10 protein-coding genes are annotated in these 13,130 nt (G+C 33.9%); 7 read left to right on the top strand and 3 right to left on the bottom strand.

Annotation, left to right across the window (positions count from 1 at the left end):
* Positions 1-80 precede the first annotated feature (80 nt).
* Both AC9UEH_RS00620 and hpt read right to left on the bottom strand, forming a co-directional pair.
* Positions 81-653, bottom strand: a complete 573-nt coding sequence (locus AC9UEH_RS00620; protein ID WP_509527391.1) for an adenylate kinase — start codon at positions 651-653, stop codon at positions 81-83.
* A gap of 35 nt (positions 654-688) precedes the next feature.
* A complete protein-coding gene (gene hpt / locus AC9UEH_RS00615) occupies positions 689-1,219 on the bottom strand; it encodes a hypoxanthine phosphoribosyltransferase (protein WP_509527389.1) in 531 nt (176 codons plus the stop codon).
* A 195-nt stretch (positions 1,220-1,414) separates the two neighbouring features.
* Here hpt and AC9UEH_RS00610 point away from each other — a divergent pair, with 195 nt between their 5' ends.
* From AC9UEH_RS00610 to AC9UEH_RS00590, 5 genes are all read left to right on the top strand, one after another.
* Entirely contained in the window at positions 1,415-3,061 is a 1,647-nt protein-coding gene (locus AC9UEH_RS00610; protein WP_509527387.1) for a DUF1800 family protein, read from the top strand.
* A gap of 11 nt (positions 3,062-3,072) precedes the next feature.
* Positions 3,073-4,719, top strand: coding sequence for a DUF1501 domain-containing protein (locus AC9UEH_RS00605; protein ID WP_509527385.1), 1,647 nt, complete (start codon positions 3,073-3,075; stop codon positions 4,717-4,719).
* 80 nt (positions 4,720-4,799) lie between these two features.
* Entirely contained in the window at positions 4,800-5,951 is a 1,152-nt protein-coding gene (locus AC9UEH_RS00600) for a 5-(carboxyamino)imidazole ribonucleotide synthase (RefSeq protein ID WP_509527383.1), read from the top strand.
* A gap of 74 nt (positions 5,952-6,025) precedes the next feature.
* On the top strand, positions 6,026-6,511 hold the full coding sequence (gene purE, locus AC9UEH_RS00595; protein WP_509527552.1) for a 5-(carboxyamino)imidazole ribonucleotide mutase: 486 nt from the start codon (positions 6,026-6,028) through the stop codon (positions 6,509-6,511).
* A gap of 236 nt (positions 6,512-6,747) precedes the next feature.
* Positions 6,748-8,778, top strand: coding sequence for a M3 family metallopeptidase (locus AC9UEH_RS00590; protein ID WP_509527381.1), 2,031 nt, complete (start codon positions 6,748-6,750; stop codon positions 8,776-8,778).
* Between the two features lie 40 nt (positions 8,779-8,818).
* Here the strand turns inward: AC9UEH_RS00590 and AC9UEH_RS00585 are convergent, their stop codons facing one another.
* Complete coding sequence (locus AC9UEH_RS00585) at positions 8,819-9,640, bottom strand: UbiA prenyltransferase family protein (protein WP_509527379.1); 822 nt, start codon at positions 9,638-9,640, stop codon at positions 8,819-8,821.
* 137 nt (positions 9,641-9,777) lie between these two features.
* Here AC9UEH_RS00585 and gcvP point away from each other — a divergent pair, with 137 nt between their 5' ends.
* Positions 9,778-12,627: an aminomethyl-transferring glycine dehydrogenase gene (gene gcvP, locus AC9UEH_RS00580; protein ID WP_509527377.1), complete on the top strand. Its 2,850-nt coding sequence runs from the start codon at positions 9,778-9,780 to the stop codon at positions 12,625-12,627.
* A 70-nt stretch (positions 12,628-12,697) separates the two neighbouring features.
* Complete coding sequence (locus AC9UEH_RS00575) at positions 12,698-13,087, top strand: group III truncated hemoglobin (RefSeq protein WP_509527375.1); 390 nt, start codon at positions 12,698-12,700, stop codon at positions 13,085-13,087.
* The last annotated feature ends 43 nt before the right edge of the window (positions 13,088-13,130 follow it).

Below are 13,130 nucleotides of genomic sequence, written 5' to 3'. Positions count from 1 at the left end.
TGCCGTTTAAAACAATTAAAAAAAGTATTATTAGTATTTCCAATTTGTAATTATTTGGTTTTTAATTTTCGTAAATGAATTTACAAACGTTCAATTACTGCGCTCAATCTTTCCGTGATTTCTTGAATAGAACCGATGCCATTCACTGGATAAAACTTGTTATGATTACAATAATATTCCGTCAAAGGAGCTGTTTTTTCATTGTATTCTTGGTAGCGATTTCTGATTTTATCTTCATCTTGATCGTCAATTCTTCCGCTAGTTTTTCCTCTTTCTAATAACCGTTGAATTAGAATTTCATCATTTGCTTCCAATGCAATTGTAGCGGTAACCTCCCAATTTTTTGTTGTTAAAAAAGTATCTAACGCTTCTGCTTGAGCTAAAGTTCTTGGAAAACCATCAAATAAAAATCCTTTTGTATCAGGATTTTTTTCTACCATATCTTGCAACATTTTAATGGTAACATCATCTGGAACTAAATCTCCGTTGTCCATGTAGCTTTTCGCTAATTTGCCTAAATCGGTCTCATTTTTGATGTTAAATCTAAAAATATCCCCAGTTGAAAGATGCGTTAAATGGTATTTTTCTTTTAAAAATTCAGCTTGAGTTCCTTTTCCAGCGCCTGGTTTCCCAAATAAAACAATGTTAATCATGATGTAAAAGTGTATTGTGAAGTTTTGTAGTTAATTTATTCTTTTAATTGATATACTTCGGGTAAATTTCTTCCTAATCCATCAAAATCTAAACCAAAACCAACGATGAATTTATTTGGAATTCTAATGCCTACGTAATCTATTTTCACTTCTTTTTTATACGCTTCAGGCTTGAAAAAAAGTGTTGCTATTTTGAAATGTTTTACGTTTTGTTTTTTGAATAATTCTTTCAATTCTAAAACCGTATTTCCAGTATCGACAATGTCTTCAATAACAATTACGGTTCTTCCCGATAAATCTTGGTTCAACCCTATCAACTGTTTTAATTCATTTGTAGATGTAGTTCCTTCATAAGAAGCCAATTTTATGAAACTTACTTCGCAAGGCTTTCTGTAGTGTTTCATAAAATCCGAAACCACCATAAAAGCGCCATTTAAAACACCTATAAAGACTGGAATTTCTTCTGCAAAATCAGCTTCTACTTGAGCTGCCATTGTAGCAATAGCAAAATCTATTTCTTCAGCAGAAATAAATGGAACAAATTGTTTGTCGTGAAGTTGTATCATTTTTAGGTTTTAAAATAATCTGCAAATATACTAAATTCACATTTGACATAGAACAAACCTTCTTGTTATTTTAGGTTTTAGTGCCTTATAAGATTGTTGGTATTTTTGTATTAGTTAATTTTTTTTATAATTTGTTAATTTTGTATTAAACTTTTTAGTATTTTTATATTCTAAATAGTTGTAATCCATTTTTTTATGGCGTCATTAAATCAAAATACAAACATTTTAGGGATTAAGAATGCAAAGCATTTATTGAGAAGAGCAAGTTTTGTGTATACCAAAACTTTGATTAATCAATATGCGGTATTAACTCCTAGTCAAGCGTTGAATTTGTTATTAACGACAAATCCATTATCTGTTCAACTTCCTTATGACCCGCTTCCAACTACAGCTCCTGACGGATTCTGGACAGAATCTGCAGCTTTGGCTTCTTCATTTACAGGTCAAACAAGAAAAGGAGGTATAGTTTCTGGGTGGTGGTGGTATAATGCCATAAACAGTCCGAATTTAAAATATAAAATGTCTCATTTTTTATCGACTTGTTTTACTGTGGAAAGTAGTGTTTCTGGATCAGCTACAGAATTCTATGATTATATTCGATTACTTTTATTTTATTCTTATGGAAATTATAAAACTTTAGCAAAAAAAATTACACTCAACAATTCGATGCTGTATTATTTAAACAATACATCGAATTCTAAAACAGCTCCAAATGAAAATTATGCAAGGGAATTTTTGGAATTATTTACCATTGGTAAAGGACCACAAATTGGAACAGGCAATTATACTACCTATACAGAGGCAGATATAGTCCAAGCGGCTAGAGTTTTAACGGGTTTTAGAAGGGTTTCCACTAGAAGTATTATTGATACAGAGACAATGTTGCCAAAAGGATATAATCTTTTCTCACAGCACCACACAAGCGCCAAAACATTCAGTAGTTCATTTAATAATACTATTATTTCCGCTGCTTCAACAGATGTTGGTATGGATGTAGAATTAAGTGATTTTGTAAATATGGTTTTTAATCAACTAGCCACAGCAAAAAATATTTGTAGAAAACTCTATATTTATTTCGTAAAAGGCACTATTTCTGCCGAAGTTGAAACAGATATTATTACGCCATTAGCTCAAGATTTCTATAATAATGGATATGAAATTGCCCCAATAATCAGAAAATTATTAGAAAGTCAACATTTTTATGACTTGGACGATTCTGATGCCACAAATGAAACTATTGGAGGAATTATTAAATCGCCATTACAACAGATATCTGAAATTTGCACCTATTTACAAGCTACAATTTCAAATCCAAATACGAATCAATACGATTACTATTATAAATTTTGGTCTAATTTTGCCTATAACAGTTTTTTTACTGGAGCGAATATGATTTTGTTTGACCCAGAGAATGTTGCAGGTCACCCAGCCTATTATCAAGCACCTGATTTTGATAAAAATTGGATTTCTGCATCCACCTTGATTTCAAGATACCGCCTTGGCGAATCATTATTGGATGGTTATAATAGAATTAGTGGGAATGCATCAATAATAACTAAAATTAATATTTCAGACGTTATTAAAACATCTAATATTATTTCTGTGGCTAACGATCCCTACATTCTAACTTCTGAATTGTGCAATGCTTTATTCGCTCAAAATCCAGATACTAATAGGGTGAATTACTTTATGAATTCATTTCTATTACAAGGACTTGCTACATTTTATTGGACAAACGCTTGGGATGATTATATGGCTACAAATAGTAACACCGTTGTAGAATCGAGATTAAAACTATTGGTAACTAATATTTTGAGAGCACCAGAATCTCAAATGTTCTAATAATATTTAGTATGAAAAGAAGAAATTTTATACAACTCACCGCTTCAGCAAGTGCATTGTCACTTTTACCAACTGAAGTTTTTGCGCTTTTTAAATCGGCAGGAATGACAACCTGCCCAAATGTAAACGCAAAAAAAATTGTACTTATTCAATTGTCCGGAGCAAATGACGGTTTAAATACTGTAGTCCCGTTAAATCAATACGATATGTATGCTTCATTACGTCCAAATATAAAACTAAACAATGTAGGAGGAGCCAACGGCATTATTAATTTAGATTCTACTTTGCCTTTAGCAAATCAAGTTGGACTTCATCCCTCATTAACAGGTTTCAAAAGTTTATATGATAGTGGATTTATGCGAGTTATTCAAGGAGTTGGGTATCCATCACAAGATAAATCACACTTCAAATCTACTGATTTATGGCTGACAGGTGGAGATGGAACCCAAGCGAACAATGCACTTGACAGCGGTTGGATAGGTCGTTTTCTCGAGAGTTATTATAGTAATTTTTTAACTGCTAATTTTCCTCTTGGAATTCAATTAGGAAGTAGCGACAATTCTTTGGGTTTTCATGGTGAAGTGGAACATGGAATGTCAATCAATATTAACGGACAAGATCCTGCAGGTTTTTATTCGGTTATAAATGGACTTGGAGGAGCGCCACCAACAAATATCCCTAATTCAGAGTATGGAAATCTAATACGATTTATTTTAGATAGTGACAGCGAGACCAATATTTATGCACAATCTATTTCTACGGCTTTTAATAGCGGTACAAATTCGGCAACTGTAACCTATCCCGGAACAAGTTTGGCTAATCAATTAAAATCAGTCGCGAGATTCATTTCTGGAGGATTACAAACTAAAGTTTATCTTGTGAAAATTGGCGGATTTGATACTCATGATATTCAAGTTGCAACAAATACAACAACACATTTGGGCACGCATGCGGATCTATTGACACAAGTTTCTGACGCCGTAAAATGTTTTATAACCGACTTAAATAATCAAAATTTAGGTGATGATGTCATTGCTGTTCCATTTTCAGAATTTGGAAGAAAAGCAGGAGAAAACGGAAATTTAGGAACTGATCACGGAGAAATTGCACCTATGTTTGTTTTTGGAAAATCGATAAATCCCGGAGTTTCAGGATCAAATATTAACCTTTCAGAAGCAGTTTTAGCCAATAATTTTCAAGTGCAAACGGTTCAACATGATTACCGCCGCGTTTTTAGCACGATTCTTCAAGACTGGTTTGGAACAAGTAATCAAACGCTCGACTTAACATTTTATAATCATACATCCTCTTCGGGCTTCGCCAATAACAAAGTTAGCAATCTAATTAAGTTAGCAAATACTGTTCCTCCAAGTTGTTATACAAATGCATTATTGTCAACTAATGATTTTACGACTAGTTATGATATAGTAGTTTATCCAAATCCAACTGCCGAAACTATAAATATAAGTTCCGTTAACAATGCTATATATGTTGTTTCTGTATTTTCTATCGATGGGAGATTTATCACTTCCTATAAGAATCCTATTACAACCGATAATTTCAGCTTCAATGTTCAAAATTTAGCAGTTGGAATCTACACTTTAAAAGTTGACACTAACAATGGTAGTTTTTCAAAAAAAATAATCATTCGCCGATAAATAGAAATGCAATTATTTTCATTTACTTATCTTTTTATATTTACTCTTTTAAAAGTATCTTTGTAAAAAATTTATTTTAAATGAATTATTTTTCTTCCGATTTTAAATTAGGAATCCTTGGTGGCGGACAACTCGGTAAAATGATGTTGTTTGACACTCGAAAATTCGACATTCAAACCTACGTTCTTGACCCAAGCAATGAAGCGACTTGTAAAATAGCTTGCAATAAATTTTTTCAAGGGAATTTAATGGACTTTGAAACCGTTTATAGTTTCGGAAAACAAGTCGATGTTTTAACTTTCGAAATCGAATTGGTCAACCTAGAGGCTTTAGAAAAATTAGAAAGCGAAGGAATCAAAGTTTTTCCATCACCAAAAACCTTGCGATTGATTCAGAATAAAGGCATTCAGAAAGATTTTTATTCTCAAAATAATATTCCAACGGCAGCCTATCAAAGATTTGAAAATTTGGAAGTTCTTAAAAAGGAAATTCAAAATCTAAAATTACCTTTTGTATGGAAATGTACCGAATTTGGTTATGACGGAACCGGTGTAAAAATCATCAGAACAATTTCAGATTTAGATAATTTACCTAACGTAGAATGTATTTCAGAAGAAATGATTCCGTTCAAAAATGAATTGGCGGTAATTGTTTGCCGAAATCCATCAGGTGAAATCAAAACGTATCCTGTCGTGGAAATGGAATTTCATCCCGAAGCAAACCAAGTGGAATATGTAATTTGCCCTGCGCGAATTGATGATAAAGTAGCGGAAAAAGCACGAGCAATCGCTTTGAATGTTTCCGAAAAATTCAATCACGTGGGACTTTTAGCAGTCGAAATGTTTCAAACCGAAAACGACGAAATCATTGTAAACGAAGTCGCCCCACGCCCACACAATTCTGGACATCACACAATTGAAGCAAGTTTTACATCGCAATTTGAAAATCATTTACGCGCCATTTTAGATTTACCTCTGGGAAATACTGATAGTAAAGTTGGAGGAATTATGGTAAATTTGGTTGGCGAAGAAGGTTTTTCTGGCGATGTAATTTACGAAAATATAGAAACTATATTGGGTTGGAATGGTGTTACGCCGCATATTTATGGAAAAAAACAAACGCGACCTTTCCGAAAAATGGGACACGTAACCATTGTAAACCATGACATCAAAGTAGCTCGAAAAATTGCCGAAGATGTAAAAAACACGATAAGAGTTATAAGCAATAAATAATCAAACACAAATTTCACAAATTAGCACAGATTTAATATGTGTAAATCAGTGAAATTAGTGTTAAAATAAAAAATATAATGAAAGTAGCCGTAATAATGGGAAGCATTTCCGACATGCCAATAATGCAGGAAGCCATCGACATTCTAAATGGTTTTGATATCGAAATCGAAGTCGATATTGTTTCTGCACACAGAACACCTGAAAAACTTTTTGATTTTAGCAAAAACGCCCATCTTCGAGGAATATCGGTTATCATTGCCGGTGCTGGTGGTGCTGCTCATTTGCCTGGAATGGTAGCGTCAATGTCGCCACTTCCCGTAATCGGAGTGCCTATAAAATCAAGTAATTCTATTGATGGTTGGGATTCCATTTTGTCCATTTTACAAATGCCTGGTGGCGTTCCCGTTGCAACTGTAGCTTTAAACGGAGCTAAAAATGCTGGAATTCTTGCCGCACAAATCATCGGTACGCAGGACAAATGTGTTTTGGATAAAATCGGTTTTTACAAAGAAGGTTTGAAAGAATCCGTGAATAAATCTTCCGAAAGTTTGAAGAAATAAGAGCTGTTTTTTTAGGAGCTATTTCCCGCACCCGAAGCTGAAAGCCGAACTGGCGTAGCAATTCATTGCAATCCACGCTAAAAGCGTGGGGTTTCCATTTCTATCGGGGCTAGCCCACAAGGAAAGTCCGTCCTTTAAGGTTTTTTATGAACCTTGTAAGTATATTTCTCAAAAAAGAAAAAACTAATAATACCTGTAAGGTTTTAAAAACCTTGCAGGAAAAAGAAAAACATATCATGAGCATATTAACTCAATATTTTAATACGAAATACAACACCGCGCCTTTTTCACAAATAAAAAATGAGGATTATCTTCCCGCGTTTCAGGTAGGAATCGCATTGGCAAAAGCCGAAATCGACGCTATTGTAAACAATCCCGAAAAACCAACATTCGAAAACACAATCGAAACATTGGCATTTAGCGGAAATACTTTAGACCGAATTTCAAGTATCTTTTTCAATCTGAATTCTGCCGAAACCAGTGATGAAATGCAAAAAATTGCACAAGAAGTTTCACCATTATTATCTGAATTTGGAAATGATGTTCGCTTGAATGCTGCTTTATTTGCAAAAGTAAAAGCGGTTTACGAACAAAAAGAAACTTTAAATCTAAACCCGGAACAAACCACGCTTTTAGATAAAAAATACAAAAGCTTTTCTAGAAATGGCGCTAATTTATCCGATGATAAAAAAACCATTCTACGAGAAATCGACAAAGAATTATCAAAATTGAGTTTGCAATTTGGCGAAAATGTTTTGGCTGAAACCCAAGCGTTTCAAATGCATCTTACCGATGAAAAAGAATTAGCAGGTTTACCAGAAGGAACAATAGAAGCCGCTCATTCCTTGGCTAAAAGCCTTGAAAAAGAAGGTTGGATTTTCACTTTGGATCATCCAAGTTATATTCCATTTGTAACGTATTCTGATAATCGTAAATTGCGTAAAAAAATGGCAATTGCTTTCGGAGCGCGCGCTTTTCAAAACAATGAATACGACAATCAAGCAATCGTTTTAAAAATCGCAAAGCTACGTTTCGACAGAGCGCAAGTTTTGGGTTATGCCACGCACGCCCATTTTGTATTGGAAGAAAGAATGGCTGAAAATCCTGAGAAAGTGAAAACATTCTCCAATGATTTATTGGCAAAAGCCAAACCAGCCGCTCAAAAAGAATTTGCTGAATTGACCACTTTCGCCAAAAAATTAGACGGAATTGATCAATTAGAAAAATGGGATGGAGCGTATTATTCGGAGAAATTGAAACAACAATTATTCAATTTAGACGACGAAACGCTGAAACCTTATTTCCAATTAGAAAAAGTTTTAGATGGTGCTTTTACAGTTGCTCAAAAATTATACGGCATCACATTTGAAGAAATTTTCGACATTGACACATACCACGAAGAAGTAAAAACCTATAAAGCAAAAGATGAAGACAATCAATTAGTTGCCATTTTTTACGCTGATTTTTTTCCGAGAAAAGGAAAACGAAACGGTGCTTGGATGACATCTTATAAATCACAATATATTAAGGACGGAAGCAACGAAAGACCGCACATTTCGAATGTTTGTAATTTTACAAAACCCACAGAAACAAAACCATCCTTATTGACTTTCAACGAAGTAACCACTTTATTTCACGAATTCGGACACGGTTTACACGGAATGTTGGCGAATACCACTTATCCAAGTTTGTCGGGAACAAATGTATATTGGGATTTTGTGGAATTGCCAAGTCAGATTATGGAAAACTGGTGTTATGAAGCCGAAGCATTGGCTTTGTTCGCCTATCATTATCAAACTGACGAAATGATTCCGATGGAATTAGTTCAAAAAATCAAAGAAAGTGCCAGTTTTCAAGAAGGAATGGCAACGATGCGCCAATTGAGTTTTGGATTGTTAGATATGGGTTGGCACGGTCAAGATCCATCAAATATAAAAGACATAAAAACATTTGAAACCGAACAATTTTCAGCAATGCAATTGTATCCAGAAGTCAAAGAAAACGCAATGAGCACCGCTTTTTCACATATTTTTCAAGGCGGTTATTCGTCTGGATATTACAGTTACAAATGGGCCGAAGTTTTAGATGCTGATGCTTTTGCTTATTTCCAAGAAAAAGGAATTTTCAATAAAGAAGTGGCTGCAAAATTCAAAGAAAATGTTCTTTCCAAAGGCGGAATCGAACACCCAATGATTTTGTACAAACGCTTTAGAGGTCAAGAACCAAAACCTGACGCGCTGTTGAGAAGAGCAGGTTTAGCCCCCTAACCCTCGAAGGGGGAACTCAAAAGACGGAGACCATTTATTCTTATGGAATAAATAGAAAAAGTAACCACCACAAAATCGGCACACTTTCTACCCAAAACGAAGTATAATATTTTGAACGATTTTCATTTGAAAAATATAGAAAAATTGCAATTACAATGGCAATAACAAAATTCAATTGCAATTGTAAAAATTGAAAATTGCAATTGCCATTGAAAAAACCTAAACCACAAAATACAATCAATAAAACAAAACCAAGAACTTTAGTATTCTTAACTCCAATTTGTTGAGGTACAGTTTTCAAATGTGGGTCGTCCAATTTTAAATCTATAATTTCAAAAATTAGAATTAAGGTGAAAATCAAGAAAAATCGTTGTAATGCAATTATATAAAGAGAGTTTTGAAAGGAAATCTCTGAATTTAAAATTGGAAGAATTACCGTAACTCCAACCCAACAAATAGCAACAATATAAATTTTCAATCCTGCCCATTTTCTCGCATTTTTAGTATTTGGAAAAAAAGGAAGCGTATATAAAATAGTTAGAATTAAAAAAAAAGCTGCAATTATTTTGGTGCTGTATTGTAATTTAAAATAAAAATAAATCACTATTAATAAAGCTATAAAACTAAAAGCAGTAATGGCTTTCAATTGAATTTTCATTTTATTTTTATTGGCACGAGCCAAAGCATCAAATTTTACGAAATTATATCCTACGATAGTTCCAAAAAAAGCAAAATACGCAACAGAATTATCATTTGGAATGTTCAACATTAAACAGGTGATATTTACCAATGCAAAACACGATAAAGCAACATGAATACTAGAATTGATATAAAATGCTAATAATTGTTTTAAAAATTTCATTAAACAAAATTAATCAAACTGTTAATAAGAATGGCTTTTAGTTGAAAAATTCTGTGAATTTTGGTGATAAATCATCTTAAACTTTGATAATAATGCATAAATTTGCAAAAATAAATTAACTACACTTTAATTACAATATGAAAACAGATGCTTTTGCTTTAAGACACATTGGACCTAGAGAAAATGACCTTCAACACATGCTGAAAACAATTGGAGCTGAGACGCTTGATCAATTGATTTTAGAAACAATTCCAGACGATATTCGATTAAAATCTTCATTAAATTTAGATTCGGCAATGACCGAATATGAATTTTTAAATCATATTACTGCATTAGGAAATAAAAATAAAATGTTTCAATCTTATATTGGTTTGGGTTATAATCAAGCGATTGTTCCTGCTGTAATTCAAAGAAATATTTTTGAAAATCCGGGATGGTACACTGCATATACACCGTATCAAGCGGAGATTGCTCAAGGTAGATTGGAAGCTATTTTGAATTTCCAAACCATGGTTATTGAATTAACTGGAATGGAAATTGCAAATGCCTCTTTATTAGACGAAGGAACTGCAGCTGCTGAGGCTATGGCGTTATTATTTGACGTCCGTTCTCGAGACCAAAAGAAAAATAATATTTGTAAATTCTTCGTTTCTGAAGAAATATTACCCCAAACTTTATCCGTATTAAAAACCCGTTCCGAACCAATTGGTGTAGAATTAGTTATCGGAAACCACGAAGATTTTGATTTTTCAAATGACTTTTACGGAGCTATTCTTCAATATCCAGGAAAATTTGGACAGGTTCATGATTATGCAGAATTTATTGCTAAAGCAAAAGAAAACGAGATTAAAGTTGCCGTTGCAGCAGATATTTTGAGTTTAGTAAAATTAACTCCTCCGGGAGAAATGGGTGCCGATGTAGTTTTAGGAACCACACAACGATTCGGAATCCCGTTAGGTTATGGAGGTCCTCACGCTGCTTATTTCGCTACAAAAGACGAATACAAAAGAAGTATGCCGGGAAGAATTATCGGAGTTACGGTGGATACTAATGGAAATCGTGCTTTGAGAATGGCTTTGCAAACTAGAGAACAACACATAAAACGCGATAAAGCGACTTCAAATATTTGTACGGCACAAGTATTATTGTCAGTAATGGCGGGAATGTACAGCGTTTATCACGGTCCAAAAGGCTTACAATATATTGCTAATAAAGTGCACGCCTCAGCAGCAACTTTGGCAAACGAACTTTCAAAAATAGGTTTTGAACAAATGAATACTGCGTTTTTTGACACTATTGTAGTGAAAGCGGATTCAAAAAAAATTAATGAAATTGCATTAGCAAACGAAATCAACTTTTACTATATCGATGATAATTCAGTTTCGATTTCTTTGAATGAAACTACAAGTATTTCCGATTTAAATAAAATTATTGGTGTTTTCGCTTCCGCAAATGGAACGCAGGCAACCGCAATTCAAGTATTAACGGAGACAAATCATTTTCCTGAGAATTTAATTAGAACTTCTACTTTTTTAAAGCATGATGTTTTCAACAAATACCATTCTGAAACTGCCTTGATGCGCTATATTAAAATGTTGGAGCGCAAAGATTTGGCATTAAATCATTCTATGATTTCCTTGGGTTCTTGCACAATGAAACTAAATGCTGCAGCCGAAATGTTGCCATTAAGCAACCCACAATGGAATAACATTCACCCATTCGTCCCAATAGACCAAGCACAAGGGTATAAAGAAATGTTGACCAAACTAGAACAACAATTAAACGTGATTACTGGTTTTGCAGGGACTACTTTGCAACCTAATTCGGGAGCTCAAGGCGAATATGCAGGACTTATGGTTATTCGTGCGTACCATCAATCTCGTGGTGATCATCACAGAAATATCGCTTTAATTCCGTCATCAGCACACGGAACAAATCCAGCTTCGGCGGCTATGGCAGGAATGAAAGTTATTGTTACTAAAACATTAGAAAACGGAAATATCGATTTGGACGATTTGCGTGAAAAAGCACTTCTTCACAAAGATAATCTATCCTGTTTAATGGTAACTTATCCATCTACTCATGGTGTTTTTGAAAGTGCTATCAGAGAAATTACACAGTTAATTCACGATAATGGCGGTCAAGTTTATATGGACGGTGCCAATATGAATGCGCAAGTAGGGTTGACAAATCCTGCAACAATTGGCGCAGACGTTTGTCATTTGAATTTACATAAAACTTTCTCAATTCCTCACGGAGGCGGAGGTCCTGGTGTAGGTCCAATTTGTGTTGCACCACAATTAGTTCCATTTTTACCCTCAAATCCATTAATTTGTACTGGAGGAGAAAACGCAATTACAGCCATTTCTGCAGCACCTTGGGGATCTGCTTTGGTGTGTTTGATTTCATATGGATATATTTGCATGTTGGGTGCAGAAGGAGTTACGAATGCCACAAAATATGCCATTCTGAATGCCAATTATATTAAAGAGCGCTTGAACGGTCATTATGATACTTTGTATTCGGGGGAAATGGGTCGTGCGGCTCACGAAATGATTTTGGAATGTCGTCCTTTCAAACTGAAAGGAGTTGAAGTTACCGATATTGCAAAACGATTGATGGATTATGGTTTTCATGCGCCAACTGTTTCGTTTCCAGTTGCAGGAACCTTAATGATTGAGCCAACAGAAAGTGAAAATTTAGAAGAATTAGATCGTTTTTGCGATGCTATGATTGCAATCAGAAAAGAAATTGAAGCAAGCACTTTGGAAGATCACGATACGGTTTTGAAAAACGCGCCTCATACTTTAGCCATGTTAACAACGGATGTTTGGAATTTTCCTTATACACGAGAAACCGCAGCTTTCCCATTGGATTATATTGCCGAAAATAAATTTTGGCCAACCGTTCGAAGAACAGATGATGCTTATGGCGATAGAAATTTAGTTTGCTCTTGCGCTCCAATTGAAGCGTATATGGAAAACTAGCAGTAAATCATTTTAACAAAAAATCCATTTCAAAACGTATTATTTGAAATGGATTTTTTTATATTTGGACATGAAAGATATTTTAAACACGGATGATTTATATGTATTGGTAAATGATTTTTATCGAAAATTGTTGATAGACAAATCGATTAGTTACATTTTTACCGATGTTGTGAAAATTAAATTGGAAGAACATTTGCCAATACTTGTGACATTTTGGTCACAAGCCATCTTTAATACTGGTGGATATTATAATAATTTAACTCAAATTCATTTAGATATTAGTGAAAAGGAATATTTAACGCCTGAACTTTTTGCAATTTGGCTCAAACATTTTAATGCAGCGGTAGACGAAAATTTTATCGGAACGAATTCTGAAAAAATTAAAACCCAAGCTTTAAGTTTAGCTACGGTGATGCAAATAAAAATCAATTTAAATAGCAAAAAGTTAGATAATTAATATTTTTTAAGCTTAAAATGAAATTATTTCATAATTATATGCA

It is taken from the genome of Flavobacterium sp. (genome assembly GCF_040402835.1).
Lineage (GTDB): Bacteria > Bacteroidota > Bacteroidia > Flavobacteriales > Flavobacteriaceae > Flavobacterium.
This window is presented reverse-complemented; position numbering and strand designations above follow the sequence as displayed.

What these genes read in the sequence shown, in the direction of transcription:
- AC9UEH_RS00620 (WP_509527391.1), bottom strand. Translation starts at nt 653, where the DNA reads ATGATTAACATTGTTTTATTTGGGAAACCAGGCGCTGGAAAAGGAACT.
- hpt (WP_509527389.1), bottom strand. Translation starts at nt 1,219, where the DNA reads ATGATACAACTTCACGACAAACAATTTGTTCCATTTATTTCTGCTGAA.
- AC9UEH_RS00610 (WP_509527387.1), top strand. Translation starts at nt 1,415, where the DNA reads ATGGCGTCATTAAATCAAAATACAAACATTTTAGGGATTAAGAATGCA.
- AC9UEH_RS00605 (WP_509527385.1), top strand. Translation starts at nt 3,073, where the DNA reads ATGAAAAGAAGAAATTTTATACAACTCACCGCTTCAGCAAGTGCATTG.
- AC9UEH_RS00600 (WP_509527383.1), top strand. Translation starts at nt 4,800, where the DNA reads ATGAATTATTTTTCTTCCGATTTTAAATTAGGAATCCTTGGTGGCGGA.
- AC9UEH_RS00590 (WP_509527381.1), top strand. Translation starts at nt 6,748, where the DNA reads ATGAGCATATTAACTCAATATTTTAATACGAAATACAACACCGCGCCT.
- AC9UEH_RS00585 (WP_509527379.1), bottom strand. Translation starts at nt 9,640, where the DNA reads ATGAAATTTTTAAAACAATTATTAGCATTTTATATCAATTCTAGTATT.
- gcvP (WP_509527377.1), top strand. Translation starts at nt 9,778, where the DNA reads ATGAAAACAGATGCTTTTGCTTTAAGACACATTGGACCTAGAGAAAAT.
- AC9UEH_RS00575 (WP_509527375.1), top strand. Translation starts at nt 12,698, where the DNA reads ATGAAAGATATTTTAAACACGGATGATTTATATGTATTGGTAAATGAT.